At 62.4% G+C, this 20,875-nt stretch carries 17 protein-coding genes and 2 pseudogenes; 8 read left to right on the top strand and 11 right to left on the bottom strand.

The window, feature by feature from the left end:
* Nucleotides 1-57 precede the first annotated feature (57 nt).
* Nucleotides 58-1,338: an urea ABC transporter substrate-binding protein gene (gene urtA / locus AC0V7N_RS22995; RefSeq protein ID WP_475450642.1), complete on the bottom strand. Its 1,281-nt coding sequence runs from the start codon at nucleotides 1,336-1,338 to the stop codon at nucleotides 58-60.
* A 343-nt stretch (nucleotides 1,339-1,681) separates the two neighbouring features.
* On the opposite strand from urtA, the gene AC0V7N_RS22990 reads away from it, so the two are divergent.
* Nucleotides 1,682-2,089 (top strand): hypothetical protein, encoded by a 408-nt coding sequence (locus AC0V7N_RS22990; RefSeq protein ID WP_475450641.1) that lies wholly within the window; start codon nucleotides 1,682-1,684, stop codon nucleotides 2,087-2,089.
* Nucleotides 2,090-2,106: 17 nt separating this feature from the next.
* Here AC0V7N_RS22990 and AC0V7N_RS22985 read toward each other — a convergent pair whose 3' ends face one another.
* A complete protein-coding gene (locus AC0V7N_RS22985; protein ID WP_464614840.1) occupies nucleotides 2,107-3,459 on the bottom strand; it encodes an IS5 family transposase in 1,353 nt (450 codons plus the stop codon).
* A gap of 253 nt (nucleotides 3,460-3,712) precedes the next feature.
* Here AC0V7N_RS22985 and AC0V7N_RS22980 point away from each other — a divergent pair, with 253 nt between their 5' ends.
* Nucleotides 3,713-5,626, top strand: coding sequence for a PhoX family protein (locus AC0V7N_RS22980; RefSeq protein ID WP_475450640.1), 1,914 nt, complete (start codon nucleotides 3,713-3,715; stop codon nucleotides 5,624-5,626).
* Nucleotides 5,627-5,689: 63 nt separating this feature from the next.
* On the opposite strand, the gene AC0V7N_RS22975 is transcribed toward AC0V7N_RS22980, so the two are convergent.
* From AC0V7N_RS22975 to AC0V7N_RS22965, 3 genes are all read right to left on the bottom strand, one after another.
* Nucleotides 5,690-7,261: a GMC oxidoreductase gene (locus AC0V7N_RS22975; RefSeq protein ID WP_496627280.1), complete on the bottom strand. Its 1,572-nt coding sequence runs from the start codon at nucleotides 7,259-7,261 to the stop codon at nucleotides 5,690-5,692.
* Nucleotides 7,262-7,310: 49 nt separating this feature from the next.
* Nucleotides 7,311-7,841, bottom strand: a complete 531-nt coding sequence (locus AC0V7N_RS22970) for a gluconate 2-dehydrogenase subunit 3 family protein (RefSeq protein ID WP_475450638.1) — start codon at nucleotides 7,839-7,841, stop codon at nucleotides 7,311-7,313.
* Between the two features lie 80 nt (nucleotides 7,842-7,921).
* Nucleotides 7,922-8,317 (bottom strand): VOC family protein, encoded by a 396-nt coding sequence (locus tag AC0V7N_RS22965; RefSeq protein ID WP_475450637.1) that lies wholly within the window; start codon nucleotides 8,315-8,317, stop codon nucleotides 7,922-7,924.
* A 228-nt stretch (nucleotides 8,318-8,545) separates the two neighbouring features.
* Here AC0V7N_RS22965 and AC0V7N_RS22960 point away from each other — a divergent pair, with 228 nt between their 5' ends.
* Nucleotides 8,546-8,851, top strand: a complete 306-nt coding sequence (locus AC0V7N_RS22960) for a ribbon-helix-helix domain-containing protein (RefSeq protein WP_475450636.1) — start codon at nucleotides 8,546-8,548, stop codon at nucleotides 8,849-8,851.
* Here the strand turns inward: AC0V7N_RS22960 and AC0V7N_RS22955 are convergent.
* Complete coding sequence (locus AC0V7N_RS22955) at nucleotides 8,788-9,561, bottom strand: purine-nucleoside phosphorylase (protein ID WP_475450635.1); 774 nt, start codon at nucleotides 9,559-9,561, stop codon at nucleotides 8,788-8,790. The genes AC0V7N_RS22960 and AC0V7N_RS22955 overlap by 64 nt on opposite strands.
* An 89-nt stretch (nucleotides 9,562-9,650) precedes the next feature.
* Nucleotides 9,651-12,227 carry a cell cycle histidine kinase CckA gene (gene cckA, locus AC0V7N_RS22950; RefSeq protein WP_475450634.1) on the bottom strand — a complete coding sequence of 859 codons (2,577 nt, stop codon included), beginning with the start codon at nucleotides 12,225-12,227 and terminating at the stop codon, nucleotides 9,651-9,653.
* A 318-nt stretch (nucleotides 12,228-12,545) separates the two neighbouring features.
* Here cckA and AC0V7N_RS22945 point away from each other — a divergent pair, with 318 nt between their 5' ends.
* A complete protein-coding gene (locus tag AC0V7N_RS22945) occupies nucleotides 12,546-13,304 on the top strand; it encodes a hypothetical protein (protein ID WP_475450633.1) in 759 nt (252 codons plus the stop codon).
* Nucleotides 13,305-13,465: 161 nt separating this feature from the next.
* Here AC0V7N_RS22945 and dksA read toward each other — a convergent pair whose 3' ends face one another.
* Nucleotides 13,466-13,882 (bottom strand): RNA polymerase-binding protein DksA, encoded by a 417-nt coding sequence (dksA, locus tag AC0V7N_RS22940; RefSeq protein WP_006202025.1) that lies wholly within the window; start codon nucleotides 13,880-13,882, stop codon nucleotides 13,466-13,468.
* Nucleotides 13,883-14,158: 276 nt separating this feature from the next.
* Here dksA and AC0V7N_RS22935 point away from each other — a divergent pair, with 276 nt between their 5' ends.
* From AC0V7N_RS22935 to AC0V7N_RS22920, 4 genes and pseudogenes are all read left to right on the top strand, one after another.
* Nucleotides 14,159-14,662 carry a histidine phosphatase family protein gene (locus tag AC0V7N_RS22935; protein ID WP_496627279.1) on the top strand — a complete coding sequence of 168 codons (504 nt, stop codon included), beginning with the start codon at nucleotides 14,159-14,161 and terminating at the stop codon, nucleotides 14,660-14,662.
* A gap of 88 nt (nucleotides 14,663-14,750) precedes the next feature.
* Nucleotides 14,751-16,225 (top strand): annotated as a pseudogene (locus tag AC0V7N_RS22930) (YcjX family GTP-binding protein).
* On the top strand, nucleotides 16,222-17,307 hold the full coding sequence (locus AC0V7N_RS22925; protein ID WP_475450630.1) for a YcjF family protein: 1,086 nt from the start codon (nucleotides 16,222-16,224) through the stop codon (nucleotides 17,305-17,307). The pseudogene AC0V7N_RS22930 and the gene AC0V7N_RS22925 overlap by 4 nt, the downstream one beginning before the upstream one ends.
* A gap of 123 nt (nucleotides 17,308-17,430) precedes the next feature.
* Nucleotides 17,431-17,982 (top strand): hypothetical protein, encoded by a 552-nt coding sequence (locus AC0V7N_RS22920; RefSeq protein ID WP_172228651.1) that lies wholly within the window; start codon nucleotides 17,431-17,433, stop codon nucleotides 17,980-17,982.
* Between the two features lie 86 nt (nucleotides 17,983-18,068).
* Here the strand turns inward: AC0V7N_RS22920 and AC0V7N_RS22915 are convergent, their stop codons facing one another.
* From AC0V7N_RS22915 to AC0V7N_RS22905, 3 genes and pseudogenes are all read right to left on the bottom strand, one after another.
* The gene (locus AC0V7N_RS22915) at nucleotides 18,069-18,335 is read right to left on the bottom strand and encodes a hypothetical protein (RefSeq protein WP_027029131.1); all 267 of its coding nucleotides are present in this window, start codon (nucleotides 18,333-18,335) and stop codon (nucleotides 18,069-18,071) included.
* A 179-nt stretch (nucleotides 18,336-18,514) separates the two neighbouring features.
* A pseudogene (locus AC0V7N_RS22910) lies at nucleotides 18,515-19,722 on the bottom strand (MFS transporter).
* Between the two features lie 58 nt (nucleotides 19,723-19,780).
* A complete protein-coding gene (locus tag AC0V7N_RS22905; RefSeq protein WP_475460450.1) occupies nucleotides 19,781-20,770 on the bottom strand; it encodes an AraC family transcriptional regulator in 990 nt (329 codons plus the stop codon).
* Nucleotides 20,771-20,875 lie beyond the last annotated feature (105 nt).

Below are 20,875 nucleotides of genomic sequence, written 5' to 3'. Positions count from 1 at the left end.
AAACCGTCCGGACGCGCGCGGTCTTGGGCATGGACCCGGAGGTCCAGCCCGGGAGGATCAGTTCGTGCCTTTGCCGCCGCACTTGCCGGTTTTGACGTTGAAGTTGCCGCAGCTGAGCGGCGCGCGCCAATCGGAAATCAGGTCCTTGGAATCGGGCAGGTAGTCGGACCATTCGTCACCCATGACCAGGCCCGGCGTCTTCGAAACCGTTTCGAACTGGCCATTGGCCTGGATTTCACCGATCAGAACCGGCTTGGTGATGTGGTGGTTCGGCATCATCGTCGAGTAGCCGCCGGTCAGGTTCGGCACCGAAACGCCGATCATGGCGTCGATGACCTTGTCCGGATCGGTGGTGCCGGCCTTTTCAACCGCCTTCACCCACATGTTGAAGCCGATATAGTGGGCTTCCATCGGGTCGTTGGTGGTACGCTTGTTGTTCTTGATGAACTTGTGCCAGTCGGCGATGAACTTCTTGTTCTCAGGCGTATTGACGCTCTCGAAATAGTTCCAGGCGGCGAGATGGCCGACCAGCGGCTTGGTGTCGAGACCGGCAAGTTCCTCCTCACCAACCGAGAATGCCATGACCGGGATGTCCTCGGCCTTGATGCCCTGGTTGCCGAGTTCCTTGTAGAACGGCACATTGGCGTCACCGTTGACGGTCGAAACGACGGCGGTCTTCTTTCCGGCCGAACCGAACTTCTTGATCGCCGAAACTTCCGTCTGCCAATCGGAGAAGCCGAACGGCGTGTAGTTGGTCATGATGTCTTCCGCGGCGACGCCCTTGGACTTCAGATAGGCTTCGAGGATCTTGTTGGTGGTGCGCGGATAGACGTAGTCGGTGCCTTCCAGCACCCAACGCTTCACCGAGCCGCCGTCCTTGCTCATCAGATAGTCGACGGCCGGAATGGCCTGCTGGTTCGGAGCGGCACCCGTGTAGAACACGTTGCGCTCGCTTTCCTCACCTTCATACTGGACGGGATAGAACAGGATGTTGTCGAGCTCGGAGAACACCGGCAGCACCGACTTGCGCGACACCGAGGTCCAGCAGCCGAACACAGCCGCGACCTTGTCCTTCGAAATCAGCTCGCGTGCCTTTTCGGCAAACAGCGGCCAGTTGGAAGCCGGATCGACGACGACGGCTTCGAGCTTCTTGCCGAGCAGGCCGCCCTTGGCGTTCTGCTGCTCGATGAGCATCAGCATGGCGTCCTTCAGCGTCGTCTCCGAAATCGCCATGGTCCCCGACAGCGAATGGAGAATGCCGACCTTGATCGTGTCCTCGGCCGCCCTGGCTGGTACGGACATCAGCAGGCCGGCGGCGACCACGCTTGCCGAAAACATTTTTGTTATTGTAGAGAAACTACCCCTCATACCGAAGACTCCCAAGCTGGTTGATTGCACCGCAACAATGCAATGCAACCCCCATGCCAACCGCTTAGGGGACGCTGAAAAGCGACAAATAGCCAAACGTTATCAGCGCGTTATTATATTAGATTGAACAAACAAAAGAGAGCCGGTTAAAAATTGGTTGAGGGAAATTTGCGCAGCGCACACGGCGTCTGCCTAATTTTCGCCCAATTTTACCAAATGCCTAGATTTTGGCCTCAACACGCAGGTCGCGGACGACAAATGTTGCGGCGCGGCGCAAAAATAGGGCAAGCTCGCTCCTCAACCGAGCAACGTCATGGCATCCCTGATTTCACGCATTTTGATCGGCATCGTGTTTCTGGCAACAGCGACCGGGGCAGCACGGGCCGACTTCAGTGACGGCAAGATGCCCGATGGCACCTATCACTGCGAAGTCTACCTGCTCGGCATGTTCCTCAACCTTGGCGACATCACCATCAAGGGAAATGTCTACACCGGCCCTGTCACCTTCGGGACCGTCCAACAGGGCTATAATTACCAGATGGACGCAAACGGCGTGATCTCCTGGCTGGGACCGCTCGGCGGCTACACCACCGGCGGCAACGCGCTGTCGATGACCCAGGCAACGCTGGATGGCCAGAGCCCGCCCTCCTTCGACATCATCATGAAGCAGCCCGACGGCGCCTTCACCGCCTCGACCTGCACCAAGGGAGGCAATCAGTAGTCGGCCCTGAATAACGGCTAAGGCGTTGATATTCCGAACGCGTGAAGACGGGTGGAAGCATCCGATTTCGCAGTTTTCGGCTGGAGTGCTTGCAGGCACCAGGCAAGCCAAAGCGCGAGAACCGTGAGGACCAGGCGCAGATTGTGGCCTGCGGCGACGAGCAGCGCATTGGTCGCATCGCCATCATGGCCGAGGAGGAAGTTGCGGTCCAGTCGGCCGTCGGTCTTCATGTGACCGATGGTGGCCTCGATGGCCGATCGTCGTTTCAGTTCCCGACACATGGTGGCCGTCAGGCCACGCTTGCGGCCGGCGACCATCACCGATCCCGCGCCGGCATAATCGTGGCCGCGATAGCCCTTGTCGACGTAGATGCGGTCCGGCTCGACGCCGCCAATCTGCGCGGCCTGATCGACCGTTGCTGCGAGCGTGTGGCCATCATACGGATTGCCCTCGAACGCCTTGGCCGCCAGCACGAGGCCCTCGCGGTTGGTTGCCGCGATCCCGACCTTGCAGCCGAATTCGTAAGGGTTGCGGGCTTTGCCCTTCGAGATGCAGACCACCTCGGGCGCGTGCAGGGAATAGATCTTGTTCCTGTCCTTCGGCTTCTGCGCCAAGAGCCGCTCGACGAGCCCGAGCAACGGGGCAAATCTGGCCTCGAGTTCGGCATTGCCGGCGATCTTGCGACCGACGTCGCGGAACACCCGGCCGAGATAGGTGCGAAGGCGCTTGAGTTCGCGACGCATCCGGCGGAACTGCCGGGCATGCGCATAGCGACCCGCCCGTACCGCCGCTGCCTTGGCCAGCCGCATGTGGCTCTGCCTGAGCATGATGCCGTACCGCTTGGCCTGACGCACCAGGATCTGGATTGCCTTGAGGTAGAGCCGGCTGTCGGTGGGGTGGGCGATCGCCTTCGGCTGCACCGTCGTGTCGACGGTGATCCGCTCCAGCGAACCGGGCTTCGCAGTCCCCGTCTCGAGTGCGACGTCGACGCTTGCCTTCAGCATTTCCTCCAGCCCCTCGGACCCGATCCGCTTGCGCCAGCGCGTCATCGTGCTGGCATCGATCGGCGGCTCGTGCTGGAAGAACTCGAAGCCGCAGAAAAACTGCCAGTACGGGTTCTCAACCCAACGCTCCACCATTTCTTCGTCGGACAGGTCGTGGACGTGCTTGAGGTAATGCAGACCGACCATCAGCCGCGTCGGCTTGGCCGGCCTGCCGATCGGGCGATAAAACCCGCCAAACGCTTCGTCAAAGCGCGACCACGGCATCAATGCCGACAACCGGACCAGCGGATGGCGCGGATTGATGATGGCATCGAGGCGCTCGCGGAACAAATCATTCTTACCGGACGACGGACGGGCTGGAAGCATTGCAAAAACACCAGGAAACGACGGGATCGAAGGTGGTTTCCGGCATTCTCCAATACTTCAAACCCGATGGGAATCCCTGCAACGCAAGGGATCCAAGAGTTTTTCAGGGCGAACTCAGTAGGCCTTTCCTCGGCGACGGCGCCGCCCCCATGCGGCCCGCAAGCCGTGTCCGCCTTCTCATGTCATCTGGATGTTGCCGAAGCTGGATAGGGCAGCGGTGCGCCGTCACCCATCCACATCGAGAGGCAGACACATGGCCAATTTCCCGTCTTCATCCTCCCCTGTCATTCGCGAAATCATCGCCGAACGCGTCTCGCGCCGGACCCTCCTGAAGGGCAGCCTTGCTTCCGGTGCGTTGATCGCCGGCGGCAGCTTTGTCGGCTCGCTGTTTGCTGGCGAGACACATGCGGCTGCAGCGCTTTCCACGATCGGCTTTCCCGAACTGAAGCGCGTCTATGACAAGACCCACGCCGCCGCCGAAGGTTACGAAACAACGATCGTCGCACGCTGGGGCGATCCGCTTGTCGCCGGCCTGGCGGATTTCGACGGCAACACGGTCCCAGCCGCCGAACAGGAAAAGCGCTTCGGCTATAACTGCGATTACATCGCCTTCCTGCCGCTGCCCAAGGGTTCGGTGAACTCTGATCATGGCCTGCTTTGCGTCAACAACGAATACATCTCGCCCAATGTGATGTTCCCCGGCATGACCGAGGACAACGCTGGCAAGACGATGAGCAAGGAACAGGTCGAGCTCGGCCTGGCGGCGATGGGTCATTCGATCGTCGAAATCATGTTCAAGGACGGCAAGTGGCAAACGGTCGAGGACAGCCCGCTCAACCGCCGCATCACCGCCAACACCGAGATGACCGTTTCCGGACCGGCGGCCGGCCATGCGCTGCTCAAGACATCCGCCGACGCGACCGGCACAAAAGTGCTTGGCACCAGCTACAATTGCAGCGGCGGCTTCACCCCCTGGGGCACCGTGCTGACCTGCGAGGAAGGCGTTTCCGATCTATTCGGCGGCGACCCGAAAAAGGCGCCGACCGCGAACATTCTCGACCGCTACGGCTTCGATGGCTCCGACATCTATGGTCGCGGCCGTTTCCATGACCGCTTCAACATCGACAAGGAGCCGAACGAGCCGAACCGCTTCGACTGGGTGGTGGAGATCGACCCTTATGATCCCCAATCGAAGCCGGTGAAGCGCACCGCCCTTGGCCGCATGTCGCACGAAGCCTCGACGGTCGTCCTCAACAAGGACGGCCGCATCGTCGTCTACATGGGCGACGACGACTATTTCGAATACATGTACCGCTACGTCTCGAACAAGGCCTACGACAAGGCGAACCCGGCTTCCAGCAACGGCCTCCTGGACGATGGCGTGCTCTCGGTCGCCCGTTACGACGCCGATGGCTCCATGACCTGGCTGCCGCTGGTTCACGGCCAGGGCAAGCTCACCGCCGAGAACGGCTTTGCCGACCAGGCCGAAGTGCTGTTGAAGACGCGCCTTGCTGCGGATGCCCTCGGCGCGACCCCGATGGACCGGCCGGAGGACATCGAGACCAATCCGGTCACCGGCCACGTCTACGCCGTCATGACCAAGAACAAGAAGCGCGACGAATCCAAGGTCAATCCGGCCAACACGCGGCCCGAAAACCTCTGGGGCCACATCGTCGAGCTGATCCCGCCTGGCGGCCGCGGCACCGAAGCCGACCACACCGCCGACAAATACGCTTGGGACCTGTTCGTGCTCTGCGGCAATCCCAAGGACGCGAAAGTCGGCGCCACCTTCCATCCCGACACGTCGGACAATGGCTGGTTCGTCTGCCCTGACAACATCACCTTCGACCCGGCCGGGCGGCTGTGGGTGGCAACCGATGGCGCCAATGATTTCGACCTCCCGGACGGCGTCTATGGCGTCGACACGGAAGGCCCGGCGCGCGGCCTGCCAAAGCTGCTGTTCACCTGCCCGCATGGCGCGGAAGCGACCGGCCCTTGCTTCACCCCGGATGGCACGACGCTGTTCCTTTCGGTCCAGCATCCCTCGGAGGATGCAGAAACGCTCGACAAGGCACAGTCGCTGTGGCCCGATTTCAAGGACGGCCAGCCGCCGCGGCCATCGGTCGTCGCCATCCGCCGCAAGGACGGCCAGCCGGTCGGGGCCTGAGGCTGCGAGGTCAAAAAAAGGCGCGGAACCCGTTGAGTTCCGCGCCAGCAGGCAGTCGGGAGGTCAGATGGTTTTCGCCGACATCTGGGCGGCGATGTAATCGGCCTGGCGGATTGCCAGCGAGACGATGGTCAGGGTCGGGTTTTCTGCGGCACCTGTCGTGAACTGGCTGCCGTCGGACACGAACAGGTTCTTGATGTCGTGCGCCTGGCCATGCTTGTTGACGACGCCGTCTTCCGCCTTCTCGCTCATCCGATTGGTGCCGAGATTGTGGGTCGAGGGATAGGGTGGCGTCGGGAAGGTGCGGGTGGCGCCGACCGCATCGTAAAGTGCGGTGGCCTGCTTGTAGGCATGGTTGCGCATCGCCGTGTCGTTCGGGTGGTCGTCGAAATGCACATCGGCGATCGGCATGCCATGCGCGTCCTTCTCGTCCTTGTGCAACGTGATGCGGTTCTCCTCGCGCGGCATGTCCTCACCCACGATCCACAGGCCGGCCATATGGTCGCAGTGGTCGAGCGCCGTGGTGAAGGAGCGTCCCCAGCCGCCCGGATTGAGGAAGGCCGCCATGAATGGCAGGCCGAGCGACAGCGTCTCGAACTCGTAGCCGCCGACAAAGCCGCGCGATGGATCATGGCGCGCCTCGTCGCGGATGATGCCGGCCATGGTGGTGCCGCGATACATGTGCACAGGCTTGTCGAAGATGGCATAGACCGAGCCGGTGGTGTGCCGCATGTAGTTCTTGCCCACTTGCCCCGACGAATTGGCAAGCCCGTGCGGGAACTTGGCCGATTCGGAATTGAGCAGCAGGCGCGGACTCTCGATCGAATTGCCGGCAACCGCGACGATGCGAGCCTTCTGCTCCTGCAGCTTGCCGTCCTTGTCGGCGTAGACGACGCCGGTCACCTTGCCGCTGGCGTCGTGGTTGATCTTGATCACCATGGCGTTCGGCCGGACTTCGAGATGGCCTGTCGCCTCGCCCTTCGGGATTTCGGTGTAGAGCGTCGACCATTTGGCGCCCCACTTGCAGCCCTGGAAGCAGAAGCCGGTCTGCTGGCAGGAGTTGCGGTCGTCGCGCTCGACCGAGTTGATCGCCATGTTGCCGGTGTGGCATTCCTTGTAGCCGAGCTTGTCGGCGCCGGCCTTCAGCACCTTGAAATTGTTGTTGCCCGGCAGGCGCGGCCAGTCATTGGTGCCGGTGACGCCCATCTTGGCTTCCGCCTTGGCGTAGTAAGGTTCCATCTCGGCCAGCGTGACCGGCCAATCGAGCAGGTTGGCGCCTTCCACTTTGCCGTAGGTCGACGCCGTCTTGAACTCATGCTCCTGGAACCGCAGCGAGGCGCCGGCCCAGTGCGTGGTCGAGCCGCCGACCGACTTGACGATCCAGGCCGGCAGGTTGGGGAAATCCTCGGCCACGCGCCAGTCGCCGGATGTCGTGCGCTTGTCCGTCCAGGCAAGCTGGGCGAACGAACCCCACTCGTCGTTGATGAAGTCCTCATATTCGTGACGCGCACCGGCCTCGAGGATGACGACGTCGATGCCCTTCTGGGCGAGTTCATTGCCGAGCGTGCCGCCGCCGGCGCCCGAGCCGATGATGACGACCACGCCATCGTTTTTCAGATCAAATGAAGCTGCCATGGTTTCCTCCCATGAATTCCTGTTTGCGGGTTACTGGAACGATCGAGGCTCAGAGCCACTCGATGTCGCTGAGACCGCGCGCGATATAGCCGCCCTTCGAATAGGACTCGCCCTCGTAGCCGAAGATCGGCCACACCTCTTTCTGGTTGTAGAGGCTGACGACGAGACCGCCGCGCACCGCCTGGAAGAAAGGCGTCTTCTCTATTTCGGTGAGCAGCGCCACACGCTGCTCTTCCCAGCCGAGCCCGCGATAGCCACCCTTGCCGGCCTTCTTGTCGAGTTCGGCAATGCCGTTCTCGATCAGTTCCTTGTGAGCGGGATCCTTGGCCGCCGTCTCGTCATGGCCCTTGACCGCAACGGCATAGTATTTGTCCGGCACCTGATCGTGCGGATAGATATCGCGCGCTACCTGGATCAGCGTCGCCATCGTCTCCGGCTTCAACGCCGAGGTTTCCAGCCCCCAGGCGTGCTCCGGGCTGATGACCGCGCTGCCGGAAATGACGAGCAACGCGCCGATGCTGCCGCGCTTGAGAAGTTCCCGACGCGAAAGTCCAGGTTTCCCGTCATAGATCGTGACCATTTGTTCCTCCCTGCTTGCTATTTGCACCCCTAGGAATGCCGTTGCTGGCGCCGCACCTGTCGGTGCGGCTGCGATGTGTCCTATTGGAAGCGCCCTCCACGCTGCAGGACCTCGATCTTGTAGCCGTCGGGATCCTCGATGAAGAAAAAGCGGGCGATCAGCGAACCGTCGCGGTTGAACTCAACGATCTTCTTCGGGTTGAGGCCAAGCGCGCCGAGGCGGTCGTGTTCGCTGTCGAGATCGGCAACCGAGACCGCGAGGTGGCCGTAGCCGTCGCCAAGCGCATAAGGCTCTTGCCGCCCCTTGTTGACGGTCAGCTCGACTTCGAAAGGCGTATCGGCATTGCTGAGGTAGATCAGCGTGAAGGTCTCGAAATCCAGCCGCTGGGCGACGTCGAGACCGAAGGCCTTATTGTAGAAATCGATGGACCGGGCCTCGTCGAGAACCCGGACCATGGTGTGGATCGCCTTCGCCAAATCAGCCCCCGCAGCGTTCGTGCTTTCGCAGGTGATTATGCGCGCCGGTGGAGATAAGGTGGTGGCAGCCGATTACCACGCATAGGATCGGAAAACGGGTACATACATTAAGGACGAAAGTCCGATTGCCGTTGTCGACCGTCCGGTCGAAAATGAAATCGCAGGCAGTGATCAAAAGGCGCCGATGGCTCCGTCGACGCCCAAGACCAACAAAAATGGGAGGTAACGATGTGCAGAGTGTTTGCCGCACAGGATCCGGAAGGCTATCGCCAGATCAACCGGTCGATTCGCATCGATGGCCATTCGACCAGCATCCAGCTCGAGGCGACGTTCTGGGCCTTGCTCGACGAAATCGCTGAAAGCCAGAACCTGACAACGCCCAAATTCATCTCGAAGCTTTACGACGAAGCCATTGAGATCAATGGCGAGATCCCCAATTTCGCGTCCATGCTGCGCACCACCTGCGCGCTCTATCTGCGCGGCCATCGGCCTGACTTGGACGAGCGGATAGCGCTGAAGCAGGAAGCGGCGTAGTACCCTTCCACGGCGATTTCGAGCGCCAGCCGGCTCATATCGGAGAAAAGCGCCTGGCGTTCGGAATAGTCGGCCTGTTCGCCGGTAACCAGATTGTCGACGACGGTCAGCAGCGACAAGGCCCTGGCGCCGAAATGCGCCGAGATGCGGTAGAGCGCACTGGTTTCCATGTCCACGGCCAGCGCTCCGAGCGCCCTTGCTTCGGCATAGCGGGTGCGCTCGTCAGGATGGTAGAATATGTCGGTGCAGGCTGTCAGGCCGGCATGGTGGTCTATGCCGAGTTCGGTTGCCTTGGCCAAGGCGCAAGCAAGCAGCGCCGGATCCGGGCCGGCATCAGCTCCGTAGAGGCCAAAGACCTGACCGCTCTCAGTGTTCTCCGGCCGTGCCATTTGCGAGATCACCAGGCTGCGCAGCTTTAGCTCGTCGCTGAGGCCACCGCAGGTACCCGTGCGGATCAGTGTTCGGGCGCCATAATAATCAAGCAATTCATGCACATAGATCAGGAACGATGAAATACCGATGCCCGTCGCCTGAATGCTGATGGGCCGGCCGCGAAAGAGACCGGTAAAGCCGAGAGCACCTCGCCGGCGATTGACGCAGCGTGGCGCCTCCAGAAATGTCTGCGCCATCCATTCGGCGCGCTGCGGGTCACCCGGCAACAGCACCGTTTCGGCGTAGTCGCCCTTGTCTGCTTCGATGTGTGGCGTCAACCGCTGCTCCCCCAAGCCCGCTTGCCGTTTCACCCGCAATCATGGCGCTGTCACGGCGTTACGCAAAACGGTTATTGGAGGACGCTAAATTAGGATTCAAGCACATCCTTGACGATCGTCGCCAGTTGCTTGAGCGAGAACGGCTTCGGCAGGAAGCCGAAATGCGCGTCGGCCGGCAAGTTCCTGGCGAATGCGTCCTCGGCATAGCCGGACACGAAGACGAACTTGATGTCCGGCTGGCGCTTGCGCAATTCGCCAAGCAGGGTCGGCCCGTCCATTTCCGGCATCACCACGTCGGAGACGACGATATCGACCTTACCGCCCAGGGCTTCGAACACTTCCAGCGCCTCGACGCCGGAGGATGCCTCGTGCACCGTATAGCCGCGCGAAATCAGGGCCCGCATGCCGCCCATGCGCACGGCATCCTCGTCCTCGACCAGCAGCACCGTGGCCGACCCGGACAGGTCCTTGGTGCTGTCGATTGGTTTGACTGGTGCTGCGCTCGGCGCTTCCCCGGGTTCGGCCGCCGTCTTCGCTTCCGCGATGTGGCGCGGCAGGAAGATGCGGAAGGTCGATCCCTTGCCGACCTCGGAATCGCAGAAAATGAAGCCGCCGGTTTGCTTGATGATGCCGTAGACCATGGACAGGCCAAGGCCCGTGCCCTTGCCGACCTCCTTGGTGGTGAAGAACGGCTCGAAGATCTTCTTCAGCACGTCGGGCGCGATGCCGCTGCCGGTGTCCTCGGCTTCGACCACGACATAGTCGGCCGCGGTGAGTTCGCGATAAGGGAAGGTCTTGCACTCCTCGGCGGTGACGTTGCGGGTGCGCACGGTAAGATCGCCGCCGGCAGGCATCGCGTCGCGCGCATTGACCGCCAGATTGACCACCACCTGCTCGAACTGGCCAATATCCACCTTGACCGGCCACAGGTCGCGGCCGTGGTCGATCTTCAGCTTGATATCGTTGCCGACCAGGCGGGCAAGCAGCATCCTGAGATCGGCGAGCACGTCGGTCAGGTTCAGCACTTCCGGCCGCAGCGTCTGCTTGCGCGAGAAAGCCAGCAACTGCCTGACCAGCGAGGCCGCCCGGTTGGCATTCTGCTTGATGTTCATGATGTCGGGGAAAGACGGGTCCGACGGCCGGTGATTGGTCAAAAGCAGGTCCGACGCCATGATGATGGCGGTCAGCACATTGTTGAAGTCGTGGGCGATGCCACCGGCGAGTTGTCCGACCGCCTGCATCTTCTGGCTTTGCGCCATCTGCCCTTCGAGCGCCTTCTGCTCGGTCGTGTCGACGGCGTAGACGATGGCCGATTCCTCGGCACCCTCGCCGCCGGTGCCATCGGCGACGGCATTGACGTAGAATCGGATGTGTCGCTCTTCGTTACCGGGCAGCACGGTGTCGATCGGCTCGATGTCGGCCTGCCGCTGCCGGGCTTTCTCGAATGCGGCGGCAAAGGCCGGCCGCTCTCGTTCATGGATCACCGTATCGAGCCGCACGCGGCGATCCACGGCGTCCCGGTCGACGACCGAGGAAAACAGCGACAGGAACGGCGCGTTGGTGCGCAGGATGCGCCCGCTGGCATCGACACCCGCGATCGCCATCGGCGTCGAGTTGAAGAAGCGGGTGAAGCGCACTTCCGAAGCGCGCAGATCGGCCGAAGCGTCCTCGCCCTGCGTGCGGTTGAGCACGATCGTGCGCGTCGGGCCGCCGACACCTTCGCGGCTGGCCGAAACGCGATGCATGAAGCGCACCGGCAGCGCCTCTCCCGTCATCGTCGTCAGGTCGAGATCGATGACCGCGTTGCGCGTCGTACCTGGATCGGCCTTGACCGAGCGCACCAGCGCCATGCCGTCGCCGGCAACGATATCCGGCAAGGTCACGGCGCCGGGCGTGAAGCTGGCGAGATCGATACCGAGCCATTCCGCGAGCGTGGCGTTGATGTAGGTGACCCGACCGTCCTGGTCGGCGGAAAAGAAGCCGGCCGGGGCGTGGTCGAGGTGATCGATGGCCTTCTGCAGGTCGAGGAAGAAACGCTCCTGCTCGGCCCGTTCCTGAGAAATGTCGGAGAGTTGCCAGGCCAGCATCGGCAATCGCTGGCCCGGAACGTTGAACGTGCGGGCACGCGCCCTGTACCAGCGAGCGCCCGGTTCGGCGCCGGGCCGGATCGACTGCGCCAGCCGAAATTCGCCGTCGCCCGGCTGGCCGTCACGCAGGCCGGATGCCAGCCGGTAAATGGTCACCGAGGCCTCGGGAACATCCGATAGCAGCCCTTCGACCGTCTTGAGGTCGGCGGCCGAGGAGGCTCCGGTCATGTCGGCATAGGCCCGGTTGGCGTAGACGACGCGGCCCTTGGTGTCCGTGACCAGCAGGCCCTGTGCCATCGAATCGACGAAAGCCTTGGACAGTTCATCGCCGGTCGAGCGCGGCGTGACCTGTACGAAGCCGATCGCGGTCGCGAACAGGAAGCCAACGCCGATCATCGCCAGCACGCCCAGCATGCCGAGCAGGAACGGGTCCCCGAGGCGCTCGCGGAACAAGCCGAAAATGATCGCGGCGCCCGTCAGAACGACGATGAAGATGATGAGCCGGGTGACCGCGCCCGGTCGCGTGTTCTGGTCGACGATCGGTACCGGATAGAAATCGCCGCGCGCTTCCTTGGCCATATGCCCCCTGCTCGTGAAGTCCGACGTTCCGACACCCGCCCCTAATGCATGTCGCCCAAAAGTGACTTCGGTTTTGGGAAAACGACATGCATGAAAACAAGGATCTAGAACGCGTCGCATGAATCGGCGTCAGCGCGACGCGCTTTAGCCGGTTGAATCACATTCTCCTGGTCCGGAAAAGGCCCGGGCGGCAAATGTCAGATAAAAATGATGCCGGCCGTGTTTCAAGCTGTTCACGATGCGTGAAAGGCAACTTGCGGTAGCCAGTCGCAACGGTCTAGTGTCGCGTCACTTTCCAAAACCGATCAGGGGAAACCAATGCAGTGGCTGGATAGCGTGGCGGGCCCTGGTTATGCGGCGGCACTCCTGTGGACCTTTGCGGCGCTGATCCTGCTGGTCATCGTGCTCGTCATCATCAGGCTCGTGCGCAACCTGACCTTCGGCACGTTTGTCGCCGGTGGCCGGAACCGCAAGACGCGGCTCGCCGTCATGGATGCCACCGCCGTCGACAGCCATCGCCGGCTGGTATTGGTGCGCCGCGACGACATCGAGCATCTGCTTCTGATCGGCGGCCCGACCGATGTCGTTGTCGAGCGCGACATCCGTCTCGCCGCCCCGCGCCGTCCGGCGTTGACCGGAGATGGCGGCCTGCAGCCTGTCCCGGCCACCGCGGCCCCGGCGGCAAAGCCGCGGCCGCCTCAGCCGGCTCCCGCACCGGCACGACCGGCACCGGTGCCCCAACCGGTGACCGCGGCCGTGCCGCCTGCCCGCCCGCGCCCGGCAGCGCCGCCACCGGCCCCGGCGCCCGCACCAAAACCGGTGACGCAGACCTATCAATCGACCAATGTCACGCCGCTGCCTGCCTACGGCTCCGCCAACGCCAATGCCATCAGGCACGCGCCACCACCGCCGCCAAGGCAGGACAGCATCGACGAAACGTTGATGAAGGACCTCGAATTTTCGCTCGACCAGCCCCGCTCCGGCGGCCCGGTGGGCAAACCGGCAGCCAAGGCGCCGCAGTCGCTCGACGATGAAATGACCAAGCTGCTGGGCGAACTTTCAAGCCAGAAGAGATAATTGGCGCCTGAGGCGCCCCGCCCGGCCGGCAATCTGGCCGAGGTTTGCTTCCGCTTGCTGCAATGGATTTGCCACGCACCAATAAAAACGGCCGGAAAACCCGGCCATTTTTGTTGCTACTTCATTGAAACTGCCCTGACAGGCAGCTCACCCTCGATACGTCAGTCGTCGCGATAGACTTTTTCGCGGCGCTCGTGCCGTTCCTGCGCTTCGATCGACAAGGTAGCGATCGGACGCGCGTCGAGCCGCTTCAGCGCGATCGGCTCGCCGGTTTCCTCGCAGTAGCCGTAAGTGCCTTCATCGATGCGCTGCAGCGCCGAATCGATCTTTGAAATGAGTTTCCGCTGACGGTCGCGGGCCCTGAGCTCAATGGCGCGGTCTGTTTCCGAAGAGGCGCGGTCGGCGAGGTCGGGGTGGTTGGCGTTTTCCTGCTGCAGGATTTCGAGAGTTTCGCGCGCTTCGCGCAATATGTCATTTTTCCAAGTGACGAGCTTCAGGCGGAAGTAGGATTTCTGCCGTTCGTTCATGAACGGCTCGTCTTCGGAGGGTACGTAATCGGCGGTAACGATGTCGTTCATTCGACTCACCCAAACTGCCCCAAATTTCGCGCCTATATATTCGCCGCCCGACGCCTGCACAAGCGCAATCGGCCACCGACTCACGCAATTGTTAAAGTGCCCCTGCGGCACGTGTCTGAGCGAGATGCTGCTGATTCGATGGCGAAAGTGCCGCAACCCATTACCACGTGGTGTTGTGCGCAATTCCTTGCGCGGGAGAATACGGACCATTGTGCGCAACGCCCTTCTTGTGGCTAATCGCGATGCGGGTTCGGCTTCGGCATCATTGGAGGTTGGGTGAGCAGGCTCTATCTGTTGCGACACGCCAAGGCCGGCTGGGCGCTGCCCGGCATGCGCGATTTCGATCGCCCGCTCGACGCATCCGGCCGCGCCGACGCCGAGATCATGGGCACTGCCATGCGCTCACGTGGCTATGTCCCCGACCTGACATTGTGCTCCAACGCCAGGCGCGCCAAGGAAACGCTCGAAGGCCTGGCTGGCCAGGCCGACACCGGCAAGGTGCTGTTTCTCGACACGCTCTACAGCGAAGACGCGGCCGGCTATCTCCGTCTTATCCGGGAGCATGGCGGGCCGGGTTCGCTGCTGGTCATCGGCCACAACCCGATGACGGAGGATCTTGCCATGGCGGTCTCGGGCGACGGCGACGAGACGGCGCGTGCACTGCTCAATCATGGTTTCCCGACCTCGGGCCTGGCGGTCGTTCGTTTCCTGGATGAATTGGCGAAAGCAAGCCAGGAAGCGGGCTATCTCGAAGCGTTTCTGACACCGGCCGATCTCTAGCATCGATTTGGATGTCAATTTCTGGCGCCATTTCAAAGCCGGGCTCCAACGCCTATATCGGACGGACGCAAGCCCGAGAGATCACATTTTGGCATCATCGCTGACCACCTTCACCGACGAGGCAAGGATTGCCCTCGATACGCTGTCGGGACGCGCCACCGGGCTATTTTCGCCGTCGCTGCGATTGGGCGTTACAGGCCTTTCGCGCGCCGGCAAGACGGTGTTCATCTCCGCGCTGGTCCACAATCTGATCCACGGCGGACGCCTGCCGCTGTTCGAGGCGCAGAAATCCGGGCGAATCGCGCGCGCCTTCCTCGAAGAGCAGCCTGACGACGCCGTGCCGCGCTTCCAGTACGAGGACCACATCGCCGCATTGGTCAACGACCGCGTCTGGCCCGATTCGACGCGCGCCATTTCGGAACTGCGGCTGACCATCGATACGAATCGGCCTCCGGTTGGAGCCGCATGTTCTCCTCAGGCAAACTGTCGGTCGATATCGTCGATTATCCCGGCGAATGGCTGCTCGACTTGCCGCTGCTCGGCAAATCCTTCGCCGATTTTTCGCGTGAGGCCATCGAGATGGCCACTTTGCCGGTGCGCGAGGATCTTTCGCGGGCCTGGCAAGCGATTTCAGCCGAGATCGACCCGAATGCTGACGCCGACGAGATGACCGCACGGCGCTTGGCCGAAAGCTTCGCCGCCTATCTCAAGGCCTGCAAGCTCGACGAACGCGCGCTTTCGACCCTGCCGCCCGGCCGTTTCCTGATGCCTGGCGATCTCGAAGGCTCCCCTGCGCTGACCTTCGCGCCGCTGTCCGGCCTCGACAGGCGTCCGCGCCCGGGATCGCTGCACGCCATGATGGACAGGCGCTACGAAGCCTACAAGACGCATGTCGTGAAGCCCTTCTTCCGCGAACACATCACGCGTCTGGACCGCCAGATCGTGCTGATCGATGCCATGCAGGCGCTGAACGCCGGCCCCGGCGCCATGGCCGACCTCGAGCGCGCCGTGACCGAGATCCTCAGCTGTTTCCGCCCTGGCCGGAGCAGCTTCCTCACCGATCTCTTCTCGCGCCGCATCGATCGCATCCTCGTCGCCGCGACCAAGGCCGACCACCTGCACCACGAAAGCCATGACCGGTTGCAGGCGATCGTTCGGCGACTGGCCGACCGTGCCGTGGCGCGGGCGAATTTCACCGGCGCCGATGTCGACGTGGTCGCCATGGCGGCGGTGCGGGCGACCCGCGAGGGCATGGTCAAGCAAGGTCGTGAGACATTGCCCGTCATCATCGGCACGCCGATCGCCGGCGAGAAGATCAACGGCGAAACGTTTGATGGAAAGACGGAAACAGCTATATTTCCCGGTGACTTACCAGAGAAGATTGATGCGGTATTCGATACTTCGGGCCCCGATCACCGGCAGGATTCCACGGACCCGGCAATCCGCTTTGTCCGGTTCCGTCCGCCAAAACTCGAACGCACGGCCGAAGGCGTCACGCTGTCTTTGCCGCACATCAGGCTCGACCGTGCCCTGCAGTTCCTGATCGGAGACCATCTGGCATGATCGCGCCCCGCAAACCGGCGGCATTCCGCATCGAGCCGGAAGCCGCGCCGACACAAGAAGCAGCAAAGACGCGCCAGGCCGACCCTTCGCGCAAACCCCGTGTGATGAAGACCGATGTCGCGCTGGTCATACCGGCGGAGGTCGACGTCTTCGACGAACCAGACATCGTTGCCGCCGAACCGCCACCGGCGGTCGCTCCCAGGAAACGCTCGCTGTTCGGCAGCATCTTCTTCGGCGCCATTGGCGTGCTGGTTTCGCTGGCTGTCGGCCTGTGGACCGACCAGCTGATTCGCGATCTCTTTGCCCGCGCCGAATGGCTGGGCTGGCTGGCCGCCGGCATGGCCGTTGTCGCGCTGCTGGCGCTTCTGGTGATCCTGATCCGCGAATTCCTGGCGATCGCCCGCCTCGCCGAAGTCGAGAAACTGCAAAAACGCGCGCTCGATGCCATCGCGCGCGACGATCCCAAGGCGGCACGATCGGTGGTCGACGAGCTTTCGGCTTTCGTCGCGGCCAAGCCCGAGACCGCGGCCGGCCGGCGCGCACTGGCCGAACTGCGCGGCGAAATCATCGACGGCGGCAATCTGGTGCGTCTGGCCGAAGCGGAAATTCTCGGCCCCCTCGACGCCAGGGCAAAGGTGATGATTCTGGAGGCCGCCAAACGCGTCTCGTTGGTGACGGCGGTCAGCCCTCGTGCGCTCGTCGACGTCGCCTATGTCGTGTTCGAGGCCGGGCGCCTCATTCGCCGCCTCTCCGAACTCTATGGCGGACGACCGGGAACGCTGGGTTTCTTCCGCCTGGCGCGCAGCGTGCTGGCGCATCTGGCGGTCACCGGCTCGATCGCCGTCGGCGACAGTTTCGTCCAGCAGATTGTCGGCCATGGGCTGGCCGCACGGCTTTCAGCCAAGCTTGGCGAGGGCGTCGTCAACGGCATGATGACGGCGCGCATCGGCATCGCGGCGATGGAAACGGCGCGCCCCCTGCCCTTCAGTGCGGCGAAGCGCCCGGGACTAGGCGATTTCCTCTCGGCTCTGACATCGTTTGCCACGAAGAAGGACACTGAGACATCAGGCCCCGGCAAATAGCGTTTTCCTCTTCGAGACGGTGAACGGATCGCGGTTTCGCGGCCCCACAGTGACGAAGCATTAACCAATCTTCTTCATGGTCAAACCGGTTCCAAACAGCATCTTTGTTGCCGGGTGTCGTCGATGAAAAGCGTAATTCTGTCCAGCGTCTTGCCCTTGGCCGTCGCGATCACAGCAGTCGTCGGTGTTGCCTCGGGGGCTTCCGCCACAGAGCCGGACAAGCAGTTCTTCCAGTCGGCCGAAGGCAAATGGGTCGGCCCGGGCGAAATCGTCGCCGGCAAGTACAAGGGCACGAAATTCAACTGCAGCTTCACCGGCTCCACGCCGGACGGCAAGATGGGCATGACGCTGGACGGCGGCTGCCGGGTCGGCATGTTCACCCAGCCGATGTCGGCCAAGATCGAGCGCAAGGGCCGCGATTACAAGGGTTCCTTCATGGGCGGCGCTGCCGGTTCCGGCCTCGACATCATCGGCGGCAACGTTGTCGATGCCCGCAAGGTGGTCTTCACCATCAACCGCAACCAATTGCGCGGCGTCATGCAGGCCCGCATTCCCGACGACAATTCGATGACCGTGACGGTTGCCGTGCGTGTCCAGGACCAGCTGGTACCGGTCATCGGCATGAGCCTGAAGCGCGTCGATGCCGTCGAAGTCGGCTCTATCGCGCCGAACTGAGCGCGTATGGCGCCCTAATCCCAAAAACAAAGAGGCGGCAGCCCATCGCCACCGCCTCCCCTTAGAACAAACAGTCGAACCGGGCGTCAGCCCTTGATCGCGGCTGTCACCTCGTCATACGCCTTGCAGGCGTCGGCGAGCGTCGTGGAACCCTGATACTTGGTTGTCACCGCCTGGACCTTGGCGGTCAGGTCAGCCGCCTTGGACGGGTCCTTGGTGATCGCTTCCTGCAGCGCGGCAGCCATGTCCTGCGCCTTCTTGGTCGCGATCTCGGTCGTGCATTCCGGCGCCTTCGAACAGGCCGAACCGGCGAGCACCGCCAGGCCGACGGCAACAAGCAAAAACTTCTTCATGTCAGTCATCTCCTCAAAAGGGCGCGACTTGATCGTCGCTCACCCTCCAATGGCCGAAGCCGAGCGTCCTTAGCCTTCGAATGTGGCAACAAGCAACGCGCGCATGGCGTAAACTTGTGTAACGCGCCTGCAATATTGTCCGGGCCGGATTCGGGCTACTGTGTCAGCGGCGGCAAAGTTCAGTTGCGCGGCTGTAGCAGCGCCAAGACGGCTGTCGATGCGGCAAGGATAGCAGTCACGGTCAAAGGCGCTGTAGGGCCATAGGTGTCCACAGCATAGCCGCCGACAACCGCACCGATGGTGATGGCGACCTGAAAGAGGCGACCATCAGGCTGCCCGCTGCTTCCAGCGCGTCCGGCGCTGCGCGAGACAGATTTGTCGGCAGCACCACCGGCGCCATGCCGAAGGCGAAGCCCCACAGCGTGGCGAAGCCAAAGGCAACGCCAATGTGCACGCCCCAAAGCACCAATGCCAGCGCCGCAAACGCCATCAATGCGGCGGTAACCACGAGAGCCACGTGGATATTGGCGTCGGCCATGCGGCCACCGGCAATATTGCCGATCACCGCGGCGATGCCAAATCCGAGCAAAGCCAAGGCAATTGGCCCGGTTGCAAGGAGCGTCACATGTTCGAGAAAGGGACGCACATAGACCGAGCCGGCAAAATGCCCCGTCATCAGCAAAAGAATAGCAAGCATGCCAAGTTGAATGCCACGCCGCCGTGTCAGCCGAAGGACGTCTGCAAGACTATTGCTTGCCGTTGCAGGCAAAGACGGCAGGCTAAGCAACTGCAGCAACATGGCAACCACGGCCAGCCCCGCTGTCATGGCCATGGCGCTGCGCCATCCCAGCAAGTCGCTGATCAGCGCCCCCATCGACGGCGCGGCAATGGTAGCGAGCGAGACGCCGAGGGTGACGATAGCCATGCCCCGACCTGTCGCATTGGCGCCAACCAGCCTCGCGACGACGGCGACCGAAAGCGCCCAGAAAGCGCTGAGAGCGATTCCCAACCCGGCCCGGCCTAGCAACAGCAGCCAGAAATTGGGCGCCAGCGCCGCAAGAATATTGGACGCGACCGCCAGGGCCATGAGGCCAACCAGCACCGTCTTGCGGTTCAATCGGCCGATGAGAACATTGCTCAACATGGCCGTCACGGCGCCGACAGAAGCGGTGGCGGTGACGACCTGTCCGGCCGTCCCCTCGCTGATGCCGAGATCGCGCGCCATCGGCGTCAACAGACCTGCCGGCAGAAATTCGGCTGAGACCAGGGCAAAGCTGGTGGCCGCCAATGAAATGACCGCGAACCAAGTGGTTGCGCTCCACGCGGCCGGCGCAGCGGCATCAACGTCTATCGCTGCGTCTTCAAGCTGTAATGTTGTGTCAGTCACGGAAAGATCTCCAAGTTTGGAGATCTTCATAAACCAATCTCTTCGGATGATATGTATCTCAAAATCCGAAATCCATGTCTATTCGTCCGGGAATTGTGCGACGCACAACGCCTGGCGAGACATTGGTGATGCGCTTGAAGGCGCGAGCGAACGATGCCTCGGAATCATAACCCATGCGGGTAGCAACCTCGGCCACCGACAAGCCGTTTTGCCCCAGCAACTCGCGGGCAAGCTGCATGCGCAAACGGGCGAGATAGCGTGCAGCACCCTCTCCCAATACAGCGCTGAAGCGCTCGGCGAAAATCGAGCGTGATTGGCCTGCCAGGCTGGCGAGGCTTTCGAGCGTCCAGTTATGGCCGGGGTCTCTGTGCATGGCTGCCAGAGCGCGGCCAATATGGGGGTCGCGGATGGCAGCGAGCCAACCGGTGGTCGAAGCTCCCGTACAATTGACCCAGCAGCGAATGAGCCGGGCCGTCAGCAAGTCCGCCATACGCGACAAGATGGTGGCGCTGCCCATCTGCGGTTGCGCGGCCTCCGCGGTCATGGCCGCCAGCAACGGACCAACCACCGGGTCATTGCCGGCCACGTCGCAACCCTTGATGATAGGCGGCATCAGCGTGATCAATGGGTTTAACGCACAGGCGCCTAGGGCCATTGAGCCGCAGAAAAGGGTGCTTGTCGCGCCCGTGCCTTCCCGTACGACTTCGCAGACGTTGCCCCCCAGCTTGGTTACCCGGCAATCATCGAGCGAGCCGCCTGCAACGTCCGGCGCGCTGGCCAGCCGATGGGCGATGCCTTGCGGCAGCAGCGCCAGATCGCCATCGCGCAACTCCTGCCAGCCTTGCGCTTCGCTATGGATCCAGCAAGGACCCTGACCGACAAAGTGAAAACGAAGCAGCGATTGTTGCGGAAACTCTATGCTCCAAGGATGTCGGAGCTCGCAGCGGCCATAATTGACGCCACTCAAGCGAAAGTCTTGCAGGACTTCGCTGAGCGCATCCATCGGAATATGGGGCGGCGGAGACGGCCGGGACGAATGGACAGTCATCCCGCCGATATAGACACCGATCGTCCGGCAGGCAAGCGGAGACGGTTGTTCCACCAGGGGAAACGCTTCAACGGCACCTACCCGTCCTGGCAGGCTCCCCGCCCT

This window comes from Mesorhizobium kamtschaticum (genome assembly GCF_056174585.1).
This window is presented reverse-complemented; position numbering and strand designations above follow the sequence as displayed.